The organism is Candidatus Poribacteria bacterium (genome assembly GCA_021162805.1).
GTDB lineage: Bacteria > Poribacteria > WGA-4E > B28-G17 > B28-G17 > JAGGXZ01.
On record JAGGXZ010000093.1, the window covers coordinates 1 to 22,097 of the forward strand.

The 22,097-nt window shown below is 53.3% G+C and carries 20 protein-coding genes; 5 read left to right on the forward strand and 15 right to left on the reverse strand.

Features of this window, described 5'->3' with window-relative positions; genetic code table 11:
• From J7M22_07465 to J7M22_07520, 12 genes are all read right to left on the reverse strand, one after another.
• On the reverse strand, positions 1–2,687 hold a 2,687-nt coding region (locus J7M22_07465; GenBank protein ID MCD6506451.1), incomplete at its 3' end, for an MBL fold metallo-hydrolase.
• 5 nt (positions 2,688–2,692) lie between these two features.
• The gene (locus tag J7M22_07470; protein MCD6506452.1) at positions 2,693–2,851 is read right to left on the reverse strand and encodes a hypothetical protein; all 159 of its coding nucleotides are present in this window, start codon (positions 2,849–2,851) and stop codon (positions 2,693–2,695) included.
• A gap of 82 nt (positions 2,852–2,933) precedes the next feature.
• On the reverse strand, positions 2,934–3,293 hold the full coding sequence (locus tag J7M22_07475; protein ID MCD6506453.1) for a hypothetical protein: 360 nt from the start codon (positions 3,291–3,293) through the stop codon (positions 2,934–2,936).
• Positions 3,290–5,527, reverse strand: coding sequence for a hypothetical protein (locus tag J7M22_07480; GenBank protein MCD6506454.1), 2,238 nt, complete (start codon positions 5,525–5,527; stop codon positions 3,290–3,292). Before J7M22_07480 ends, J7M22_07475 begins: the two co-directional genes overlap by 4 nt.
• Positions 5,475–6,854, reverse strand: a complete 1,380-nt coding sequence (locus J7M22_07485; GenBank protein MCD6506455.1) for a hypothetical protein — start codon at positions 6,852–6,854, stop codon at positions 5,475–5,477. Before J7M22_07485 ends, J7M22_07480 begins: the two co-directional genes overlap by 53 nt.
• Positions 6,851–8,182 (reverse strand): phage terminase large subunit, encoded by a 1,332-nt coding sequence (locus J7M22_07490; protein ID MCD6506456.1) that lies wholly within the window; start codon positions 8,180–8,182, stop codon positions 6,851–6,853. The genes J7M22_07485 and J7M22_07490 overlap by 4 nt, the downstream gene beginning before the upstream one ends.
• Complete coding sequence (locus tag J7M22_07495) at positions 8,109–8,576, reverse strand: hypothetical protein (GenBank protein MCD6506457.1); 468 nt, start codon at positions 8,574–8,576, stop codon at positions 8,109–8,111. The genes J7M22_07490 and J7M22_07495 overlap by 74 nt, the downstream gene beginning before the upstream one ends.
• Before the next feature lie 125 nt (positions 8,577–8,701).
• Positions 8,702–9,700, reverse strand: coding sequence for a recombinase family protein (locus tag J7M22_07500; GenBank protein ID MCD6506458.1), 999 nt, complete (start codon positions 9,698–9,700; stop codon positions 8,702–8,704).
• 24 nt (positions 9,701–9,724) lie between these two features.
• Positions 9,725–10,282, reverse strand: coding sequence for a hypothetical protein (locus tag J7M22_07505; protein MCD6506459.1), 558 nt, complete (start codon positions 10,280–10,282; stop codon positions 9,725–9,727).
• A gap of 248 nt (positions 10,283–10,530) precedes the next feature.
• The gene (locus tag J7M22_07510) at positions 10,531–11,418 is read right to left on the reverse strand and encodes a hypothetical protein (GenBank protein ID MCD6506460.1); all 888 of its coding nucleotides are present in this window, start codon (positions 11,416–11,418) and stop codon (positions 10,531–10,533) included.
• Positions 11,415–12,536, reverse strand: coding sequence for a hypothetical protein (locus J7M22_07515; protein ID MCD6506461.1), 1,122 nt, complete (start codon positions 12,534–12,536; stop codon positions 11,415–11,417). The genes J7M22_07510 and J7M22_07515 overlap by 4 nt, the downstream gene beginning before the upstream one ends.
• 8 nt (positions 12,537–12,544) lie before the next feature.
• Positions 12,545–14,431 (reverse strand): hypothetical protein, encoded by a 1,887-nt coding sequence (locus J7M22_07520; GenBank protein MCD6506462.1) that lies wholly within the window; start codon positions 14,429–14,431, stop codon positions 12,545–12,547.
• A gap of 171 nt (positions 14,432–14,602) precedes the next feature.
• Here J7M22_07520 and J7M22_07525 point away from each other — a divergent pair, with 171 nt between their 5' ends.
• The 5 genes from J7M22_07525 to J7M22_07545 all read left to right on the forward strand — a co-directional run bounded on the left by J7M22_07525 (position 14,603) and on the right by J7M22_07545 (position 19,135).
• A complete protein-coding gene (locus tag J7M22_07525) occupies positions 14,603–14,848 on the forward strand; it encodes a hypothetical protein (GenBank protein ID MCD6506463.1) in 246 nt (81 codons plus the stop codon).
• Positions 14,820–15,797, forward strand: coding sequence for an Ldh family oxidoreductase (locus J7M22_07530; GenBank protein MCD6506464.1), 978 nt, complete (start codon positions 14,820–14,822; stop codon positions 15,795–15,797). The genes J7M22_07525 and J7M22_07530 overlap by 29 nt, the downstream gene beginning before the upstream one ends.
• A complete protein-coding gene (locus tag J7M22_07535; protein ID MCD6506465.1) occupies positions 15,763–16,560 on the forward strand; it encodes a ribonuclease H-like domain-containing protein in 798 nt (265 codons plus the stop codon). The genes J7M22_07530 and J7M22_07535 overlap by 35 nt, the downstream gene beginning before the upstream one ends.
• 12 nt (positions 16,561–16,572) lie before the next feature.
• Positions 16,573–17,496 (forward strand): radical SAM protein, encoded by a 924-nt coding sequence (locus J7M22_07540; GenBank protein ID MCD6506466.1) that lies wholly within the window; start codon positions 16,573–16,575, stop codon positions 17,494–17,496.
• 142 nt (positions 17,497–17,638) lie between these two features.
• The gene (locus tag J7M22_07545) at positions 17,639–19,135 is read left to right on the forward strand and encodes a fucose isomerase (GenBank protein ID MCD6506467.1); all 1,497 of its coding nucleotides are present in this window, start codon (positions 17,639–17,641) and stop codon (positions 19,133–19,135) included.
• 150 nt (positions 19,136–19,285) lie between these two features.
• Here the strand turns inward: J7M22_07545 and J7M22_07550 are convergent, their stop codons facing one another.
• From J7M22_07550 to J7M22_07560, 3 genes are read right to left on the reverse strand one after another with little or no spacing between them, the layout of a single operon-like run.
• The gene (locus tag J7M22_07550) at positions 19,286–20,377 is read right to left on the reverse strand and encodes an ABC transporter ATP-binding protein (protein ID MCD6506468.1); all 1,092 of its coding nucleotides are present in this window, start codon (positions 20,375–20,377) and stop codon (positions 19,286–19,288) included.
• Complete coding sequence (locus J7M22_07555) at positions 20,365–21,480, reverse strand: ABC transporter ATP-binding protein (GenBank protein MCD6506469.1); 1,116 nt, start codon at positions 21,478–21,480, stop codon at positions 20,365–20,367. Before J7M22_07555 ends, J7M22_07550 begins: the two co-directional genes overlap by 13 nt.
• Positions 21,461–21,649, reverse strand: a complete 189-nt coding sequence (locus J7M22_07560) for a hypothetical protein (protein MCD6506470.1) — start codon at positions 21,647–21,649, stop codon at positions 21,461–21,463. Before J7M22_07560 ends, J7M22_07555 begins: the two co-directional genes overlap by 20 nt.
• Between the last annotated feature and the right edge of the window lie 448 nt (positions 21,650–22,097).

Genomic DNA, 22,097 nt, shown 5'->3' on the forward strand with positions numbered 1-22,097 from the left:
ATCTCTTTCAAAAGCTCAGGGAAGAGCTTCAGATCGACCTTTCTTCCCTGCTCAGTGAATACCGTGACTCTCCTATCCGTCTTGTGTATTTCGGTCCTGAACCCATCGAATTTCTGATCGACGAAGTATGGCCATTCGTCATCTCGAAGGACCAGAAGCAATCCCTCTATCGAATACTCCTCGAGCTTCCTGTATCCAACGATCGCCTTCTGCGGATAGTAATATCGATGAGGCTTGATCTTATCCTCCTTCAGCGATGCCTCGGCCATCCTCTCAGCCTCGGGAGGAACTCCGGCGATCCGAGCCATCTGGATTAACTTCCTCTCCTCGATCGGAACGAACTCGACCTTCTTCCTCGCCAGCACGATATAGTTCGTGAAGGGCTTACCGGTGAGCTCTCTGACATCATATGACCCGAAGACGTGAATCCTCGGCTGCAATTCGGGCGGAAGCATCGAGCGGAGGCGAAATTCGACTATCTCCAGCTCCCTCGGATCGGTGGTGTCAACCCAGATATCGATGTCCTTCCCGAACCCGCTTACGGCCACGCTGCCGACGGCACAGATGTAAGAGCTATCCAGATAAAATCCCTGATCCCAAAGCTTTAAGATGTCTTTCAGATAGACCCTCTCCTGCTCCTGAACGATTCCCAAAAGCTCGAGAGTTAGCCTATCAAGCTCATCCGTCGGTCGATGTTCAAGACCTCTTCGTTTCAGCTCCTTGATCACGTTGAGATGAGCGTTCACGATCGGCTCCTGAGTCGCTCCGGCGGGAAGCTCATTGAACCGTCGGTGAAGCTCAGCGTGAAGCATCAGGAGGTCCTCATCGCTCAGCTTCTTCAGACTCTCAGGATCTTCCGCCGCCTCTATTTGAACCGCCTCGAATACCACCCTCTTGACGAAGGTCTGAATCCCTTTCGGCAGCTTGTAGAGCCTCGGCTCATTGAAGGGAACGAACCATCTTATCGGATAGAAGAAAAGCCTCTCTTTGTCGTCCCACCAAAGTCTCCTCTCCTCATCGGTGATTTTATGCCGATCCCTCAGGGCGAGGAACTTCTCAAGGTCTATCTCCATCGGCTCATCGAGCTTGATCACGCCGAAGGCTCGATTCGATGAGAGCAGGAAGAACGGTCCGAGATCTGAGAATTTGACGGACTTCACGATCGCCCTCTTCGTTCCGTTATATATCATCTGGCCGTGAGGCTCGACCAGGTAGATCCCTTGAGTCTCTCGCTCAGACACGATCCTCGGAAGCAATCTCTGTAAGAGCTCCAGCGAATATCTGGTCTGCATGTCCGGATGGAAGACGATCGCATCTCTTCTGATCAGCTCTCTGATGACGTCAAGGGCGAAATCCTCGAGAACCTCGATATCTTCAAATTCCGTCTTACCGCCCTGCTTCATCGTGGAGTATTTCGCCACCAAAAGCCGGAAATCATCCCTGAGCTGGTCGTCTCTGAGTTTGCTCGGATCATAACCTTCCCGCCTAAATTCGCTGATCTCCTCACCTCGAACCTCTCCAAGAGCTTTCTCAATGACCTCCGGCAGCCTTTCCCACCAGCTCTCCCAGTCCTCCTGACCATACCAGGTTTTACCCGCAACCACGATTCTCATCCTATCTTCAGCACCCAGATCAGCCATCGAGAAATATCCCTCATTTCGGGAGATCGCCCGGGCGACCTCATCGGCCTTCCCATCATTCGATGGATCTCGGAAACGGAAGACGATAAACGCCACCCTTTCAGGCGAGTGTCCCTCGCAGCTAGATCGGATCTCTATCCCGTCGATGGAATTCAGCCGCTCCAGCCACGCATCTTTGAGATGAACGTCGACAAGAATCCCTCGCCAAATCCGCTCCGGATCGCCCGACCGACCGGAGAGAGGAGGGTCGGGAGGCTCGCCGTAAACGGCAAGATAGGCGAACGTCGGAGCGTTCATCGTGAGTCTGCCTTCAGAGAGGGCTCCCTGAGTTTCAAACACGAAAGTCCTCCCATCCCAGGCGAAATCATATGAAACACCGCCCTCGCCAAGGATCTCCCTCGCTTTCCTTTCTCCCTTGCCCAGAAACTCCTCTCCGAAGTGGGTGAAGATCACCCTCTTGATGTTGAGGTCCTTAGCGAGCTTCAGGCTCGTCTTCATCGAAGCATGCCCGAATCTCTCGTCATCCCTCTTCCGAACGATGTCCCGCTCGATCGCGGATCCATCCGCGATCAGGATATCCAAGTGAGAGAGCTTATGACGATGCTTTTCGGGTATCTCGAGATAATCAGGGAAATAGCCGATTCGAAAGCCCTCGACTTCGATCAGATATCCGACCGCCGGAGCTCGGATGGAATGAACGACCGGTATCGCTTCGATCTTCCATGAATCGATGCGCCTCTCCTCTCCCGGCTTGAGCTCGATGAACTCCTTCACCGCTAGATCTTCATCCTCCTTCAGTCTCTCTATCACCTCAGCCGTCGCTATGATCGGAACCTCGATCTCGCCTTTCAGGCCGCCGACGTGATCCGGATGGGCGTGAGTTAACGCTATGTAATCCGGCCTCAAAGCCTCAAGCGGAATCATCTCGGTGTGGCCGTAATCGATCAGAAGCTTAAGATCATCCTCGATGAGGAGAGAGGCGTTCGACTCATACCGCTGTCGGCTGGTATCCACCTCGCCCTTCGTCCCGACGAAGATCAGTTTCATATCCCTCACCTCGGCCGATCGAGATAGAACTCATCCTTTGAAAACCTCAGCTTTCGTCCCTCGGTCGTCACCACAACGGTCTCATAGTCATACTCCTTGAATCCGATGATTTCCTCCCATGGGATGGGAATCGGTTTCCTCTCCCTTCGTTTTCTCTTAGCCATAATATCACTCCTTCTCTTATAGGTCATTTATTGTCATTTGAGCTAAAGCACAACGCAACGAACGCAATAACGCACAACCCATTTACGCATTCGGATAAGGGATCACTTTCCACTCTTCCCTTCGTATCTCCTCCCTCCAGTTCTCGCCGAAACACATCCTGAAGTAGAAGATCCAAAGGTCTTTAGCCGATGCAAATGTAGGTGGATTAACCAACTGGTCGGAAATCTCCCGATATCGCCTGAGGGTCAACGGCTCAAGGACATAGTCGAAATCGGATCGAAACCTCCATTCTCCGAGATCCTTCTCGATCCGAAAAATCCTGATTCGCATCGTATCATACCAACTGATGAAACCCTTCTCGATGATCGGACAGACCGCTATCGGCGGAACCGGAGCCTGAGTATAGACCCTGAAAACTCCTAAGTAACGGCCTTCCCTCATCTGAACGCCTCCTTGAAGTCCTCCCAGGACTCAAACTCCCTGATGACTTGGGAGATGGGCCTGCTGCCGACCCTCTTGATTCCAGCATCCTTTAGAAGCTCCTCCATTCTCTTCCTCCCTCCCTTGCGGACGAGGATAAACCGAAGCTGACTCGCCGGAACCCTGTTACGGATCATGATCTCATTCCCCGGCCACCAGTTACGATTCAGAATCTCGATCGTCTTGGTAACGGAGGCCCGCTTGAAGAAGAGCTCCTCCCTAGTCGTCCCGAACTTATCTGAGGGATAGATCCACCAATCCGTCCGCTCCAGCGGTTTCAGATCATACACGAGAAAAACCGAATACCTCGGCTTTCCCCTTCTATCCGAGGTTCCCGAAGTGATGATCCTGAAGAAGACGTGATCGGCGCCGCCGGAACGTAGATCAGCCTTGGGAGACTTTCCGGTCATCGGCAATCCTCTCTTCAGCCTTTCAAAGGTGGAAAGGAAGTCGTTTTGGATGATCGACACGACGTCTTCGGGATTCGACAGCTCATGGGAAATCGCGATCGCTCCCTTCTCTCTAAGCTCGGCCTCCCTTCCTTTCAGAATGAAGGTCCGATATCCCTTTAGATCCATCAGTTCCATTCTGCTCAGCTTCTCCCTCAGCTCGGGACTACGGTCGAAATGCTCCTTGAGCCTCTTCATCGAGACCTTTGAGGGATGATATCCCTTCAGCTTCCGCCATCCTTCCGGGTCCTCCTGCCACAACAGCTTCAGCATCTTGGCCTTCTCCAGATCTCTTCTAGTTGGTGCCTTCAGGAGATCGGGAAGATTAAACTCCTTAGCGACCTCCTTGAGAGCTCGCTCGGCATCTCGAAGCCCTCCTCTAACCCTCAGTCTCACGAATCCATCCAGAGCTCTAGAGCCCGCTGAAAAGAACCTCTCGCCCTCAAACTCCAGCGGCTCACCTATCGGGATCTCCAGCCGATAGTAATCGGTCTCCCTCACAAATGAAGGGACGGAGAAGAGATCCTCTCCATCAGCTCGGACATACCTCCCGCCTTTCCTCTGGAAGGGTTCAAACCTCATCGTCCCGAGATGAATTCCTCTCTCCTCCAGTTTGGTGAACGACGTTTTTCTCAGCTCATTGCAGATCCTGGAATAATGCTCCCTCGATATCTTGAAGTTGGCCTCGATGAACTCTCCTTCAGGATCTTCCTTCCTGAGGAGCTGCATCCTGAATCCCTCAAGGGCCGATCCCTCAGTGAACGCCTCTGCCTCGCCGTTTCGCTTGAAAGCACGCTCAGAAACTCCGAGCTTCTCAAACGCTGAAGGCTCGACGACCTCCTTCCTCACCTCTGGCGTCACCATCGTCGTGGGAGCGATCCTCCTTAGTTCCTCCTCGGTGATCACAGGAACCATAACGCAGCGGCAATTCACGGATTCCTCAGGCGGCAGCCTTGGGTCCCGCGGATACATCGCCTTATGCCCTCCGACCAGGAAGGGCTTATCCCAGGGCACGATCTGACCGTCGGCCCTGGCATGGCTCGGCCTGACTCTCGGATCATGGGCCGAGACCCAGCGTTTCTTTAAACCAGGGACATACTCCGCCGTGCTCTGCATCCTCGCCCAATGCCCTAGAGAATACATCCTCAGAAGTTCCGTCCTGGCCACCGCCTCAGCCCTCTGCATCGGAGTCCGAAAGACTCCTCGATCGATCCTCGCTCCGATCTCCCTCATGATCTTGAACGGAGGATCTCCTCTCAGTATTCCAAGCCTCAGGACCCTGTTGATCCGGTTCCTCAGATCGTCCGTGATGTTCGAGATCAGATCGGCGGAGAACCCCTGGGCGATCTCAAGCACGTCTCTCGGCAGACCGAACATCGGAGCCTTGATACCCTGAACCTCCAACATCTCGTCGAAATCGTTCGATCCCTGATGATAGAACTCCTCCAACTCCTCGTTCATCGCCCTCTCCAGCCTGGCCGAATAATCCGCTATCCGATCGTTAACGATGGAGAGGATGGTCCGGAGATGCTCCGCTCGAAATCTCTCCTCCGGAGTTTCCGAGAGCTCCCTCCTGATCTCCCTTTGAAGCTCCTGAAGAAGCGAGAGAAGCCGCTTAATGGCGGAGTTCTCCAGCCTGTCCACTCGTCTTGTGAGCTTGGTCAGCTTCGCCGCATAGACCCGCTTGGAGACCTCAGCCTCTAGCAAGCTTCTCAAGCGAAGGTCGGATTCTGGAATAGAGCTCAATTATTCCCTCCTCCGTCCTCTCGGTTTCCGTCTTCCCACTTTCATCTTCGACCTCAACCTCGAACCCCAGCTCAGTCATGGCCAGCTTGAAGACCCTCTTGGCCGATTCAGTCGAGATCCATCCCTCCTGAGAGGCGATCGATAGGCTCTGAACGAGTTTGGAGAGGGTATCGGTCGCATCCTTCATGTCTCTCCTCGAGATCTCCGGCATTTTGATCGTGAAGGAGAGATCCCGATTCGGAGAGAGGGTTCCAGCGATGACGGCTTGATCGATGACGAATCTGAACATGAACTCGAACATCGATCTGACATACCGCTGTTTCGCCTGAAGCCTTCGGAAGGTCGGTTCGCCCATCGCCTGAGCCGTCGCCCTGGTGATGTATTCGCCGGTTCCAAGCCAGTGTTCAGGAACTCCTGAACCCGCTTGTATTATCGCCCTCAGCACCTTCGTATACTGTTCCAAATCCACACCCGAAAGATCAGGCGAGACCGCCTCCCACTTCGTCCTTTCGTTATGAACCCTAAACGATCCGGGCTTGGGAGGATTCTGCTGAAGCTGAAGGGCCTTCACCCTACACTCATCATCCGTGGCGCCTTCGATCGTGATGTCCCAGATGAATGTGGTGAGGAAGTTCGCCCTCTCAAGGGCTTGGAAGACGAATTGGTCATAAGCATCCAGCCAGTCGGCAAGGGTGAATAGCTCCGAAACCCCTCTCGACGAGTTGGAGACCTTATTGACTTGGAAGAGGAAGACGTCGCCGACCAATCGACCGTAGGTCTCCGAGAAAGGATCATCGTCCGTCCGAATCACTTTCAACGTTCCCTCTCGGTTCTTGAGTTTGATCGCCTTCGCTATTTCCGGGTTATCATCATCCAAGATGATCTTCTCGACGTTGAGAGGATCGATATAGCCGAGGCGAACGTGACCGTTGGCCTCATTCACGAACGCCTGATATATCTGCTCGCCGAACAGGAAGAGCTCGGAGATCCGCTGAAACTGTTTTAACTCCCAGGAGTTATGAGGATCATTCCAGAAATTCCTCAGGATCTCCTCCACGGAGGCTTCTGAAGCGGAGAACTGTATACCCGGACCGATCACGAAATCCTGAATCACCTCGATGATCCGCTTCGCTATCGGGTTATGCCTGTAAAGCCAGAAAGCGACCTTGAGCTGCTTTTCATGGGTCACCTGAGGGAGATCCCTCTGATAGACCGAAAGTGACCTCCAGCCCGAGTCATCTTCAGCTTCCCTTATCGCCCGCTCGGCAGCGATTTTGTTGATTTCCGAGGAGAAAAACCTCCTCGCAATCGCCTCTTTTAATCTCATAGAAGCTCCCTCCCGAATAATCTGGACCCTCTGCTGAATCCGCCGACACCACTTAAAGGCCGACGGATTTCCGGCTCGGGCTCCACGACGAACTCCTCTATTGAACCTCTCTCATAGGAAACCACGGCATACCGGAGTGCATCCATGGCATGGTCGTCCACCTTCAAAGGATGATCTCTCGCCTCCTGTCCTTCCTTCGCTTCAGGGAACCGGTAGGATTCAAACTCCTTGATAATGTTAACACAACTCGAGAGCACTTTCAACCGTTTCGATTTCAACATCCCGGCGACGCGCTCGATACCTTGCATCACGGGAAGCTTCCTCGCCGGTAAAACCTTCAATCCCGCGGCCCTCATCTCGGCGATCTCCGCCGCCGCTGAAGGATCGGCATAGTAGACCGGCAACGGATCGGCCTTGAGAATCGAGATGTAGTCGGAGGGCTTCAGATATCTTCGATAGAGCTCCTTATAGACGTAAAGAATTCCATCATGCTCGGCGATCCAGAGACAGACGAAGGGATTATTATAGCCGAAGTCGATCCCTCCAAAGCGTCGCCATTCCTTCGAGACGTTCAGGGACTCCACCACATGATCGACCATCGAGAATTCCGGATAGACCAGACCGGAGAACTTGACGAATTCGCCGAGATATCGTTCGCGGAAGAACTGCTCCGGAAGCTCCCGTCTCGCCCTTTCGAAATCTTCCTTTGGAAAAAGAGGGTTATCTATCGATCTGGCGATCTGAAAATAGGAATCCTTCCATCTCGTAGCCGGATCGACGAAGATCTGATAAACCCAATTAAAACCTCTCGGTGTGGTGGTGATCCACCCTTTCAGCTTACCTCCTCCCGCCTTCCACCTCGTCGTCAGGTTCTCCCACGCCCTCCTTTTTATCATCGCCGCCTCATCGACCCAAAAGTAGTCTATCCCGAAGGCGACGAGCTTCTCCGGATCTTCAGCCGACTTTATTTCGAGGATCGAGCCGTTCTTGAAGACGAACCGTCGCTTTGAGGCGTGAAAGGCGAAAGCGAATGGATTCACGATCGAGAATATCATCTCCTCGATCAGGGCCGACATCGGGTAGGTCGGAGCCACGGCCCATCCTCTCGAACCCGGAACGGCGAACGCCTCGATGAGACATGCCAGAAGGCCCGCTGTGGTCTTACCCGATCGATATCCTCCGATGAACGCCTTCCACCTTGCAGGATTGAAGATAAACCTCTTCTGATGCTCGAACGGCTTCAGGGAAAAGGGTTCAAGACTCTGAGATCCTTTCCGAGATCCAATCTGGAAGCTGGAACTGGATCGGAACCTTTTCATCATCTTCACCTTTGAGCTCTTTGATCATTGACAGCCTGATTTCGGAAAGGTTCTTGAGAGTCATGGAAAGCCGATAGAGATCGGAGGTGGAGGAGACCTCTTTGGCCAATCTGACCGATTTGCCCACGATCTCGTCGAAGAGCCTGAAGAGATCCTCGAATGAGGCTTCCAATCTCCTCGCGAGTTTTTCTCTGAGCTGGTCGATGGATTCCTGAAGTGCTTTTTCCATCTCTTCCTTCCGGATCGTCTTCTTAAGCCTTTTCCATCCGCCGTCCTGAAAGCTCCATTTGGTGATGATCGAGTAGGAAATTCCTTTTTGCTCCGCGAGTTCTTTCAGCGTGAGCGATCCCATCAGATATTCACGTTTGACCTCTTCCTTAAGAATCAGATCCTCGCCTCTCACTTCGAACACCTCCTTAGAAATTTCCGGTTAATTTCCTTGCTTAAGATATCCGTAGGGCGAGGCATTCAACCAGTAGCTGATCTCCTAACGGCAGGAGTTACCTAATTACGGACCTTCCTGATTTCCTACACGGCGAGCTTTAGAAATTTATCCGCAATGGGGAGCCATTCCTTACTGTTAGCGCATTTCGCAAACCAATTGAACGGCTCACGCCAGACTACATCTAGCTTCTCGCGATATAGATAGGAGTTCGAAAGTATCCTAGTCAATATCTCTCGCCTTTCGAAATCATCCATTCTCGAATATATCTCATGAGCCTTGGATGCCAGTCTGAGCACCTCGGTTATATCTTCGCATATCCCAAACCAATCGATATTGTCCAATCGTTTCATTTCAGCCCTGAGAGCGTTAGCACGAGCTTGCCACGTCTTTTGTTGTTCAAGCCAAAACTCTTCTGAAATTTTACCCTCGAGCTTGTCCATATAGGCCTTCTGCATCCAAGTTTTCACCCTCTCCAGCTCCGCTCGCAGACTAGCTCTCTGACGTCTCACCTCTTCCATCTCTTCCTCATACATCTCGCGAATCGAATCTATTATCAGATCAACCACCGAAGGAGGGATGGTGATCCTTGAGACTACTTCTTCAAACATCGAGCTCAGTTCGGCTTCCTTAATGCGCTGGCATGATTTTCTCCTCTCATTATATCCAGAGCATTTGTAATACCGATATTCCTTGCCTGATTTCCGTATTGACTCGCCCACCATAGCACACCCGCAATATCCACATTTCACCAGGCCCGAATACGCAAACCGGTGGGTTCTACGAGCTCCTATCCCTTGCCTGCGTTGCTTGAGAACCTCTTGAACTTTATCGAAAAGCCTTTCATCAACTATCGGCTCATGCACGCCCGGATAAAGCTGACCCCGCCAATGCACATATCCTTTGTAAAACGGTTGACGAAGCATGTCATGAAGCTGGGACTTGGCTATCTTCCTGCCGATTTTGTTAACGAAGCCATAAGGATACAGCATGTCACATATTTCCTTCAGGGAATATCTACCAGTGCTGTATAACTCGAATGCTCGACGAACTAATTTTGCTTTCTCTGGAACGATCACAGCCAAATTTGAAGATGTTATTGCCTGCCTTCACCTCCATCGGGTTGAGCGCATCGAACCCGGCTTGAACGTGGTATAGTCCCCCATGCTGGCGCGCATATTCTCCCGGATGAACTGGGTGCCATAGCAGGTCCATTTCCCCCTGGCGCGCCATTTGGCCAGGTTCTCCGCGATGGTCTTCACATTACCGGCACGTCCGGGGTCGAACTCGACCAGCAGAGGACGATATTCCTTCTCCCGGATCTCCCGGCTGGTCATGTGGAAATCCACATGTTCAGGGGTGCCCGATTTGTGCTTCCACCATTTCAACAGGGTGCCGGCCCCATTGCGCACGATGCGCCACTCTTCCGTCCCCTCGACCACCTCATGTACGCCGCGCTTAGACTGCCAGTCGATCCATCCCCCACAAACGACGATATCAAATCCGAAATGCTCGGTGGGATTGACGGGATTCCCCTTCTCATCGGTGGGCATACCATGTTTCGCCCATTTCCTCAGCGTGTCCCTCCACGGGTTGTCATACAGGGGACATGATCGGCACGCTCCCCCCCGCATCATGCGACAGATCGCCTCTCGTCCGCTTTGCATGGTCAACACCTCTCAATGGGATCTGTCTTTCATACGCTGCAGCGCCTCCACCATGCTATGGGTTGTCCCCAGATCTCATACCTACTCCCTCCCTGCCCCATAGTAAATTCACTCGCTCAAACGATACAACATCTTCAAGGGCAGGTCAAGCTAGCGGGAGGCTTTCTCGCCTTTCGCTTCGGACATCTGATAAGATAAGGGACGAAGGATTCTAACGCCGCTCATGGTAGATGCGCATCGTCAGCATATTAAAGTTTCCTGATCTCCAAAACCAAGACGCTCATTCCGGGCAGATCGATCTGGCCGGTTATCCTCCCCTCCTCATGGATGATCTCCTCGAACTCCACATCTCCGGCCACCTTTCGGACGGAATATCGAGCTGCCCGAGGAAGCCCGTAATCGGAGACCTCCAGCTCATATCGGACGGCATGAGGTTGAGAGTCGCAGTTGGTGATAGCTAAGCCCAGGGTTCCGTCCGAGGCCATCCAAGCCGTGCAGCCGACGGCATCCATCTCGACGGGCCTCTGATCCCTCCGCCATACCGCTGAGAGCCTGGGATTATCGCCCTCCATCTTCGGGGGGCGAACCATCTCGCCGAAAAGGAGAAATTTCCTCGACTCCGAGAAGGCCTTGGCGAGCTTCCTCAGATAATCTCCTTCAGGCGTCTCCGGTCTCAGGACATCGGCGCCGAACCACCCGAGCTGTGTCCCCCAGAGGAACATCTGGGCGTTCTTCATGACGAACCCCTTCCCGTTATATCTGCCGAAGGTTATCATGTATCCGGAGTAAACGAGATGGAACATCGGTATAAGATCGGGGGCTATGAAGACCGAATTGCAGGTGAGAAACCCATCGAAGACATCCAGGAACGGCTCAGCGTGATCCTCTGTGGTGAGTATCGCCTGGGGGTTGACCCTCCTGGCCTTCTCCCTCACCTCCTCAACCAGCTTTCTGTATCCATCGACCCAATGGCTTCCCCCTCCGGCCGGATGTCCGTGAGAGGTGTCGAAACATAGCACGGGCGACATCGATGCCACCTGATCCAGATAGACCCCGTCCACCTTATACCTCTCGATCAGGGTTCTGACTATCTCAGTGACCTTCCTCCGCCAGAACTCGGTGTAGGGACACATCACGGAGTGGTTCTGTCCCCCCAGTGTTCGATATATTTTCCCAGATTGGGATCTTTGGTCGTATGCGGTTCGGGATTCTCCCGCTCCCAGCTTTTAGACGCCGTATCCCACAGCCTGGCGTTTATATACGGCATCACCTTTATCCCCGCCCTTTGAAGCTCCTCCACCTTCCCCCCAAACCCCTCCTTGGGCGGAAAGTAGTCGGGATAGAACTTGTCGAACGGTATCTGATGCCAGTTATACCAGTGGAGAGCAACCGGGACGTCGAGGAACTCCCTCAATCTCGGCATGCTCCCGGTCGGTCCCCCCACGAACCACACCGATATCTCCTTGAACCACGAGGGGATGTCGTCCCTATCGATCAGCCTCCCCCTGGAACACCACTTCTGCCTCGTCGCCCACCCCCTGTAGATCTTGGCGGCGTCGACCCAATCGCCCTCATAGATCCCCAGGACCGCTTCATATGGAAGGGTGAAATCCCTCCCAGGCGAACCCATATCTTCGGGGAAGTTCCGCGTCCTGTAGCTCACCCCTTCCTCCTCCGCCTCATAGAGAAATTCCTTATAGAAGCAGTTCGGGTCGTAAGCCGCCAGGTACAATCCCTTAGAGCCATCGATAAGCGTGCTGAACTGCATCGTGGCGGAGCTTGAGGGGTAGATCATCCTTATCGGCAGCGGATCGGGCAGATCGACAAGCCTGCCCAGAAAGTGGGGATAAGCTAGCTTCATCCCATCAGGTTTTATCCCCCTGATATAGGGGAAATCCACGATCCATACCCCCCACCTCTCGCTTCTGTTCCTGACGGCTATCCTCCAGAATGAAAACCTGGACCCTTTCGGAAGGGTCACCCTCACCTCGACGTCCACCGAACCTTTATCTCCGGGCAAACTCAGGCCGTCCCATGAGAGCCTGAGGGTTTCCCCCTCCCTATGTCGTGAGGTACGGCATTCATAGGAGTTGTCGAGTGCGACGATCTGACCCTCACCGTCCCTGAACTCGATCCTCCATATCCTCCCCTGGCCCTCGGCCACATCGAGAAACTCCCCGATACCCTTCAGGCCGAGGGTGGACTCCTCGAAGGTGAAGGCGAGGAGGTCGTTCCCGAAAGTTATTCCATTCATCTCTCACCTCACTCCACTCGGATAAGCCTTGCCCGCATCGGAGCTAGAGGAAGCGCTAAACGGTTCCCCTCCAGTTCGATCACCTCACCGGTTACGGCATCGAAGGCGGCCTTAAGCCTCAGAGGGAACTTCAGCTCTATCTCGCCCGTCACCTCCTCTTGGGCCGATAGGTTGGAGATGACCAGGAGAGCCCGGCTTCCCTTCAGATAGAGGCTGGCCTTAACCTGTTGAGGTTTCACGTCGATCAGATCGTCGTTTCTCCAATACGGATGCCATTGGGCCTCTCCGACGCCGAAATCCGAAAAGGCGGTCCAGATCTTCGAGATCAACCTCAGCTTCTCGCCTCTCACAGACGGGCGAACCAGCACGTTGTGGAGCAACGTGAAGGCCAGCGCATGTTCGAAGGTCCAGTTGGGCGGGCGTTCGTAGACCAGGAACTCGCTCGGCACGCCGAAGTTCACCCCCATGAACTCCGCCCTGAACGTCTCGAGCGGAAGCTTACGGAGCGGGTCGCCCGACAGCTCCCCTCCTCCGAACTGTTCCCCGTCCCAGTAGGAATGGCAGAAGGAGAGAGTCGGCGTCAGACAACATGTGCTCTGATGGGCGTTTACCAATCCCCCTCTCGGATGGATCAGCTCGTATAGCCTCCTCATCATACTTCTGACGGCGAAGATCGGATAGGTAGCCCTTAAACTTCCCTCCGGCGTTCGATATCCACACCCGTGTCTCTCATTGGCGCATCCCCAGGGCTCTATCGTCCCGTCCAAATACACCCCGTCGAAGCCGTATCGATCCAGAGCCTTGGCTATTCCCTCCACCAGCCGCTCGGCCCATTCGCTCTTGTAACAGACGATGTAGTCGCGCTGAGGTGGACGGCGCTGATATCCTCCAGCCAATCTGCCCTGAGGGTTCTTCACCAACACATCATCCGACAGCTCTCCCCATTCAGGCGCCAGGGTGGAAAGCTCATAGCCGAAGTAGAGAAGCAGCTTGATGCCGCGCTTGTGGCACTCTGAGGCCAACCTCTTAAGCTCCGTCTCCCGGTCGGTGATCCAATAGTTCTGCACGGGCGTCCAGCTCTCATGGAAGACCAGGGTTCTGACGCCCATCTCGGCCATCCTGTCGAGCGTCCCGTCCTCAACCATCCCGTAATACGCCCCATGACAGATCCGCCATTCATGGAAATCCCTCGGGATGGGTTTGACGGGCGTCGCCTGTAGGCCGAAGGTGATCGTTAGGGGAAACGCATTGAGGGGGGAGTCCAGAAGATGCAGACGGAGGATCCTCCCCTCCCCCTGAGAAATGACCTCAACGGCGCAGTTCGGGTCGGATACCCTCCATCCTTTATCCGATTCGGCGAACCAGCTCAGCCCTCCCTCCTCCCATCCCAGCCAGATGAAAGGCTTGAAGGGCAACTTCAAGCCATCCTGGGGAACGGCACCGCTGTTTTCAGCGCTCCCCCATCTCCCCGGCCAGTAGTGGAACAGCTTGGAGCGGTCTGCCCTGAGGGGGATCTCCAGGTAAAGCCCCTCGAGGGTGGGCGATGCGGTTCTGTGGTTCGTCACGACCATATCCACCCGCATCATACCGTCGAACTCCACATGTGACGTGACGTTCAGGATCAACGACCCGCTCTCACCCCATCCGCTCACGACCGCTACGTCGTCATCACGACGTAGCAGCGCCGAGCCGGTCCCCTTCCAGGCTATCGGCTTCCCGTCGACCGTCCCCACAAGGCGGATCGGCGAGGAAAGAATCTCCCTCTCGGCCGTAATTATGCTCGTGGGGAAGGGCGAGCCTTCGAACAGATATGTTCGGCCCCAGATTTCTATCCTCACCTCCTCCCCCACCGCTTCGGCCTCCACGGGCGTCCAAGGGGGAATTACCGCTCCCATCTCCACACCTCCTTTTCAGTTCAGAGTCGGGGATATTGTAATCGATATGAGGGAGGAAATCAAAGGATTTTCAAGTGCCGAAAGGAGCTGGGGATGAATCAGCGATTGACAAGATAGTTCCTAACAAGCTATAATAAGTTGGCGCCTTAATCAATCGGCGGGAGGAGAGAGATGAACCCTAAATGGATTGCTCTCTTTTTCTTCATGATTAGCATCTCGCTGTTCTTGGCCATGATACCAGGGATATTCTGGCCGACCTATGGCAGACCCAACCCGATAGTCCTTCTCATAGACGTCGCAGTCATAGGCGTCAGCGGAGCCGTCATCCTGCCTATATTTTTCAGGATGTTGGTGACGAAAGGAAAAAGGAGAAGGGAGATAAAAGGAGATGCCTCTGATTCAGGCTCAGAAGCTTAAGGAGATGGCGATATCTTATCTTGAGCGGTCCGGCATCCCCTCCGATCATGCCCGTATAATCGCCGATGTGCTCGTGGAAGCGGAGCTTAGAGGGAAAAACACCCACGGGCTTATCAGGCTGGAGAAAATCAGATCACGATATCAAAGGGTTAGGCGGTCTGAGATCAAAGTCGTCAAGCGCTTCGCCAATCATATCCTTATAGACGGCGGCAACAACCTCGGATATGTAGTGGTCTATCTGGCGGCTCAAAGGGCCATAGGGCTGGCGAGGCAGTATGGCTCGGCCATGGTGGGCGTTTTTAACACCACACACTGCGGTATGCTGGGGTATTACACCGACATGATCCGCCGCGAGGATATGATCGGGGTGGCGACCTGTAACTGTTATCCCCGCGTGGCACCTCTGGGTGGCGTGGAGCCGATCTTCGGCACTAATCCCCTATCCGTGGCCATACCAACAAGGGAGGACCCTCCGCTGCTTTTTGATGCTTCCCTGGCTTCGATCACAAACGGCCGATTGATGTTGATGAGTGAAAAGAATGAACGGATGCCGACCGGTCTTGCCTTCGACGAGGAGGGAAATCCGACCGATGATCCGAAAAAGGCCCTCTCCGGCGCTGTAAGGCCGTTCGGCGATCACAAGGGATATGGATTGATGCTCATCTCACAGATATTGACCACAGCCTTCTTAGGTGCCACACTCATACCTCCTCCTGGTAGGGAATATGGATTCCTCATAATGGCCCTAAATCCCGAGATCTTCATCCCCATAGATCGGTTCAAGGAGAAGGTCTCCAGGCTTGTAGAGAAGGTTAAATTCGTCAAAAGGGAACCCGGTATCGAGGAGATACTCCTTCCGGGCGAGAGATCTTGGAAGATAAGATGTAAACGGTTGAAGGAAGGGATTGATCTCGATGAAAAGCTCATCGAAAGGATTGAAGATCGATGACTCCTTCATAATGGAACTACGTCGGTTGGAGGGGAAACTGGAGAGGATGAGGCATGATCTGGTCGAGAAGGAGTTCCCCGGTGAGGAGGTCAAGACTCCCTACGGCACTTTCTTCCTGTCAACCAGGTCGGCCTCAGAACTCCCTGAGACGAGAAAACCATTGAGCAGATTCATGAGCATATTTGGAAATCCCAGGGGTGCCCGATACGGCGTCTCACGGATCGCCTCCAGAAGTCCGCGCAAATCGCTGTTTTTAGACATCGAAACCACAGGGCTTTCCTCCAGATGTCCGATATTTCTCTGCGGTTTGATGTACTTCGATGGATTGGAATTCAAGTTTGAACAGTTACTGGCGAGGGACTTCTCGGAAGAGGCACCTATGCTGTGTTTTCTTGGAGGAAGACTTGACGATTTCGAGCTTATCATAACCTTTAACGGCAGATCCTTCGATCTACCCTATATACTCGACAGAATGGCCTATCACGGTATTCCGTTGCCTAAGGGACTGATGGGCAGGAATTATGATGTGCTGCTCTATTCAAGGCGGAAATGGAAAGGTAGGGTAACGAACTGTAAGCTTCAGACATTGGAGAAGGAGATCTGCGGCAGACGCAGGATGGGCGACATCCCCTCCAGTCTGATCCCCGAAACATATCAGGAGTTCATCGGATCCGGTGATGTCTCCCTGCTTAAGCCCATAATGTATCACAACCTTATCGATCTCGTCTCCATGGCGGAACTGATAGCCGCTCTCCTGGATTAGTGAGGTGAAAAGATGAGAGATCTTGTCTTCGGGCCCGTCCCATCCAGAAGGCTCGGCCTTTCCCTTGGAGTGGACATCATACCACTTAAAACCTGCTCATATAACTGCATCTATTGTCAAATAGGCCGAACTCCAAGGCCAACGGTCGAGCGGAAGATCTATGTCGAGCCAGAGCCGATCCTTCAGGCGGTGAAAGAGGCGGTGGAGGGAGGACCGAAACCGGATTACGTGACCTTTTCCGGGTCTGGGGAACCAACCCTGAACTCAGCTCTGGGAGAGATGATACGAAAGATCAAGGGGATCACAGAGATACCGGTGGCGGTTATAACGAACGGATCGCTTCTGTGGATGGAGGAGGTCAGGCGGGATCTATCGGTAGCCGATCTGGTCATGCCGTCTCTGGACGCTGTCTCAGAGGGAGCCTTCAGAAGGATCAACCGAGCCGCATCCGGATTGAGGATCGAGGCGATCGTCGATGGATTAAAGCGATTCTGCGAGGAGTTCGATGGTAAGATCTGGCTTGAGATCATGCTGGTTGACGGCGTTAACACATCGATTGAAGAGCTGAACGGGCTGAAGGAGATCGCCTTATCGCTTAAGCTTGATAGGATACAGCTCAATACCGTCGTCCGCCCCCCGGCTGAAAGATGGGCCAGGGCCGTTCCAAAAACGAGGATGGAGGAGATCCGCCGCTTTTTCGGTCCAAAGGCCGAGGTGATAGTCGATTATGTCAGAAAAGCTCCCAAGATCTACGGCGCCGCTGAGGCGAACATATTGAACGTGCTCCGCAGACGTCCCTGTACCGCCGAAGAGATCTCCGATTCATTGGGCATACCGATCGGACAGGTAAACGACCGCCTGAGATCTATGCTCAGGCGGGAGATCGTTAGGGAGATGAGCCACGAGGGGAAAACCTATTTCCTGCCTCACGAATAGCATCCGCCGTTTGGATCGCGGAGACGGTTCGGAAAAATACCTGTCATAGGGGCGGCTGGGATATTGATTTTAAATCCCGATGGGGTTATCATAAAAATAGCCGTTAGCCATCAGTTTGTAAAGATCGCTGAGGAGGTTTCACATGAAAAGCACTCCGATAGGGATTGTTATGCTCACCGATGAGCGTCCACATGTCCACACACAAACGGACGCCCAGAACATGGAGGTCGTGAAGGGCTGGGCCCGGATAATCAGAGAGAAGGCCAGAAACGCTGACGGTTCCTCATATGAGGTCGTGGTCGCCTCCCAGATCGTCCACGACGTCCGTAGCGCACAGAAGGTGGGCGAGGAGCTATCCAAGGCCAACGTCAAGCAGCTCATAATGTGTTATAATGTTTGGAATTTCCCATTCCTTGCCTGGCCGCTCGTGAACAGCATCGGCAGGGACATACCGATCCTCAGCCTTTCCAACAATAACGGTCAGTTTCCGGGAAACGTCGGTCTACTGGCGACCGACGGCGCTCTGAGACAGGCGGGATTCAAAACCCACAGGATCATCGGCGAGATGGATGACGAGGAGACCATCGCCAAGGTCATCGATTGGATCAGGGCCAGCGAGGCGGTCACGACCATCAAAAATGAGGTCTATGGCTGTTACGGCGGCCATTCGATGGGAATGGAAACCGGTTTCCCGCATCTGACGCCCACCCTTAAATCGCTCGGTTTGACCGTCCGACAGATCGATCAACTGCTGCTGGTTAAGATGATGGAACAGGTGGACGAGTCGGAGGTGGAGAGAGGATTCGAGTGGTTTACCGAGATGTTGGGCGACAGGATCAGATATGACGGCAAAATGCTTACCCCCGAAACGCTCAAGACACAGATAAGGCTTTATCTGGCAATGGAGATGGTCAACAGGGAAAAGGGTTTCGATTTCTGCGGATTGAAGGGCCAGAGAGAACTGACGGAGTACGTCTGTCTGGGAGATGTCCCTGAGATGCTGATGAACGATCCGTATGACTGGCGCGGGCCGAAGGAACCTACGGTCTGCTCCACAGAGGCCGATACCTACGCTGCCATCACGATGCAGCTTTTAAAATACCTCTCCGGAGGCCTACCGACCATCTTCATGGATGTGAGGCTGTACCACCCCGATCTGGATATCTGGGATTGGTGCAACTCGGGCAATCATCCCAGCTATTTCGCTGCCAGATCCTTCGATCCGAAGGAGAACTTCAAGAAGATCACGTTGCATCCGGCTCTGGAATTCTACTTCAAAGCCGGGGGAGCATCCGTGGAATTTGATGCTGCGCCGGGAGAAGTGACGTTCGCAAGGTTAGGTCTATGGGATCAAAAACCATATATGGTAATCGTCCCCGGCGAGGTGGTAGAGCTGGACGAGGAAACGAGAAGGAGGATCAACGAGGAGACCAACCCGACATGGCCACATGTCCACGCAAGGCTGGAGTGCAGCTTCGAGGAGTTTATAACCGTTTTCCCGTGCAACCATGTCCTGGGCGTAGAAGGGGATAGGGTGAGAGCCTTGACGTATCTTTGCGAGATCGCTGGCATTACGCCGATCATCCTCGGCCCCCGAGCCAAAGAGAGAATCGCTCCCATCTGGGAACGGGTGAGGTGACAACATAGCGGGGAGGACGGGGGAGATTTCTCCTCTGTCCCCTCTGAATCAAGTAAAGTGATGCCGGAGAAGGCTGGACACAGGTTCAGGAGATGAAGGCGCTTATAATTTTAGATGATTCGGTGATGCCCTAACCTTCGATCTCCACGCTTAAAAGATGATCTCGCCATTTCCGTCGAACAGATGGATCTTTTCAGATCTGAACCTGATCCATATCTCCTGGCCGATCAAAGGCTCGAGAGAGGATTCCGCCTTAACGATAAGGAGTCTGCCGCCCACCTCTACCTCAATGATATTATATCCTCCGAGCGTCTCGACGACGTAGACCTTTCCTTTGATCGATCCTTCCCCCTGTGCGGCATCTATCAGGATATCCTCAGGCCTGATGCCGAAGATCAGCCTCCTGCTGTCGAAACGCCTGATCGTTTTCACTCGCTCCGGAGGCAGAGGTAGGATGAAGGCTGAGGGGCCGATATCCAGGTATGTCCCGCCATTCCTCAATTTAACCTCGCATGGGAGCAGGTTCATACTGGGGCTGCCGACAAAATCGGCGACGAAGGTGTCAGCCGGTCTGTTGTATATCTGTTCGGGTGTGCCAATCTGTATGATCCTGCCTTCGTTTATAACGGCGATCACATCGGCCATCGACATCGCCTCGGCTTGATCGGGCGTCGCGTAGAGAAAAGTGGCGCCAAAATCGCTCTGTAACCTCTTCAGTTCCGTCCTCATCTCCTCCCTTAACTTCGCATCCAGGGCGCTTATCGGCTCATCAAGCAGGAACAGATTCGGCTCCCTGACCATCGCCCTTCCCAAGGCGACCCTCTGTTTTTCACCTCCACTTAGCTGGACGGGTTTTCTGTCGAGCAAGTGGGATATGTGAAGTATATCGGCGATCCTTTTGACCCTCATTTCGATCTCACTCCGATCCATCCCTCTGGCCTTGAGAGGTGAGCCGATGTTTTCGAAGACGGTATATCTCGGATAGAGAGCTAGGTTCTGGAACACAAAGGCCATATCCCTCTCCTGAGGAGGCAGATCCGTTATTCTTCTCCCGTCCAGATAGATCTCTCCCTCATCTGGCTTCTCCAGCCCTGCCGTTATACGAAGGGTGGTTGTTTTGCCTGCTCCCGTCGGTCCCAGCAGAACGGTGAATTTCCCCGATTTGACTTCGATCGAGAGCTTTTTCACCGCCTGAACGCGTCCGAACCTTTTTGAGATCTCCTCCAGTCTCACCTCCGCCATAGCTTTTCGCCCTCCATGCTTACGAGCGCCTGTTCGGTCTGTGCGTCGAACAGGCATATCTCCTTGAAGGATATACCCAATCGCTCGCCTCTTTTGGGCTTGAAATCCGAAGCGGATATCGCCTTTATCATCTGATCGCCCACCTTCAGGTTGATGATGTTGATCGATCCCATCGGTTCCAACAGATCGACGACGACCTCCAACGAACAATCGCCCTCGGCTTTTGGGCTAAGCTCGATGTTCTCGGGACGAACTCCCAGAATAACCCTTGTATCCGAAAGTCTACCGAGGTGTTCTCCGACCTCACGGCTTATAGATATGGCAAAGGCATTTCCATCGCCGATCAATTTTCTCTCCTCTCTGACACACCTGCACTTTATGAAATTCATACCCGGGCTTCCTATAAAATTGGCGACGAAGAGATTCGCAGGATCGTGATAAACCTCCTTGGGAGTACCGATCTGTTGGATGAGTCCATCGTTCATGACTATTATCTTATCGGCCATCGACATAGCTTCTATCTGGTCGTGTGTCACGTATATAGCCGTGATGCCTAAGCTCCTTTGAAGTCTTTTAAGCTCACCTCGCATCCTTTCGCGGAGTTTTGCGTCGAGGTTGCTGAGCGGTTCATCTAGGAGGAAAACCTTCGGCCTTCGCACTATAGCTCTTCCGAGAGCGGTTCTCTGTCTCTGGTCCGCCGTGAGAGATCGGGGTTTCCTATCGGCCACATCTCCGATCTCTAGGAGCTCCAGCACTTCGTCCACCCTACGTTTGATCTCCTCCCTGGAAAGTCCCTCAGCCCGAAGGGGAAATGCGATGTTATCCCGGACTGTCAGATGGGGATAAAGGGCGTAGAATTGGAAGACAAAGGCGATGTTACGCTGAGCAGGCGTCAGATCGTTCACCCTTTCTCCGTCGAAAAGGATATCACCCCTATCAGGTCGTTCAAGCCCCGCTATGCATCTGAGGGTGGTGGTTTTACCACATCCTGAAGGGCCGAGCATCACGACGAATTCGCCGTCGTCCACCTCAAAGCTTATATCCCTGACCGCCTCCACCTTGCCGAAAGTCTTACGGAGTTTATCAACCTGAACTCTCGCCATCTTCCCCCACCTTGATATGAGAGCTCACGATATAGAGAATCGTGCCCACACCCAGAAATCCGAACCCTTTCGGATACAGCCGGAAGGTGAAAGGCTGACACATAAGGAGTATGCCGATCAAGATTGAAGCCGTCGCGGCCCACATCATAAGTTTCGATATTCTACCCATATCTCACCTCTGAGGATAGCCCATAAACAACGCATGCAGCGCCGATATCGTCCATGGATGTTATGATACAAAAGTTACCCGAGAGGGTCAAGGGGATACCGTAAAGTGTCTGGTGAGGTGACATCGGCTGCTTGGGCCTCCGACAGATTTCTTATACACCCGACGCAAGTCCGAGCTTGACATGCGTTCGCCGGGGTGATAAAATCTCCCCTCAAAACAGCGCGAAAGAATGGAATTTGGGCTCAAAATGTGCACGGTCATTTAGTTATTGGGTTATTCAGCTTCGCCGTCATTTCAAATGACAATGACTACAAATGACTATAAATGACAACAAGTGACCATCCTTTAGCTGAACGCTGATAGCTGACGGCTGCTGATTGACTGACAAAACTCGGCTCAAATACAGGATGAAGGCAATCATCAAGCGGGAGAACCACACCTCCAATTC

Coding starts and splice junctions, on each gene's coding strand:
- J7M22_07515 (MCD6506461.1), bottom strand. CDS start 12,536: ATGAATGGAATAACTTTCGGGAACGACCTCCTCGCCTTCACCTTCGAG.
- J7M22_07485 (MCD6506455.1), bottom strand. CDS start 6,854: ATGAGATTAAAAGAGGCGATTGCGAGGAGGTTTTTCTCCTCGGAAATC.
- J7M22_07520 (MCD6506462.1), bottom strand. CDS start 14,431: ATGGGAGCGGTAATTCCCCCTTGGACGCCCGTGGAGGCCGAAGCGGTG.
- J7M22_07540 (MCD6506466.1), top strand. CDS start 16,573: ATGAGAGATCTTGTCTTCGGGCCCGTCCCATCCAGAAGGCTCGGCCTT.
- J7M22_07535 (MCD6506465.1), top strand. CDS start 15,763: ATGAAAAGCTCATCGAAAGGATTGAAGATCGATGACTCCTTCATAATG.
- J7M22_07550 (MCD6506468.1), bottom strand. CDS start 20,377: ATGGCGGAGGTGAGACTGGAGGAGATCTCAAAAAGGTTCGGACGCGTT.
- J7M22_07470 (MCD6506452.1), bottom strand. CDS start 2,851: ATGGCTAAGAGAAAACGAAGGGAGAGGAAACCGATTCCCATCCCATGG.
- J7M22_07555 (MCD6506469.1), bottom strand. CDS start 21,480: ATGGCGAGAGTTCAGGTTGATAAACTCCGTAAGACTTTCGGCAAGGTG.
- J7M22_07560 (MCD6506470.1), bottom strand. CDS start 21,649: ATGGGTAGAATATCGAAACTTATGATGTGGGCCGCGACGGCTTCAATC.
- J7M22_07525 (MCD6506463.1), top strand. CDS start 14,603: ATGAACCCTAAATGGATTGCTCTCTTTTTCTTCATGATTAGCATCTCG.
- J7M22_07530 (MCD6506464.1), top strand. CDS start 14,820: ATGCCTCTGATTCAGGCTCAGAAGCTTAAGGAGATGGCGATATCTTAT.
- J7M22_07505 (MCD6506459.1), bottom strand. CDS start 10,282: ATGCAAAGCGGACGAGAGGCGATCTGTCGCATGATGCGGGGGGGAGCG.
- J7M22_07475 (MCD6506453.1), bottom strand. CDS start 3,293: ATGAGGGAAGGCCGTTACTTAGGAGTTTTCAGGGTCTATACTCAGGCT.
- J7M22_07545 (MCD6506467.1), top strand. CDS start 17,639: ATGAAAAGCACTCCGATAGGGATTGTTATGCTCACCGATGAGCGTCCA.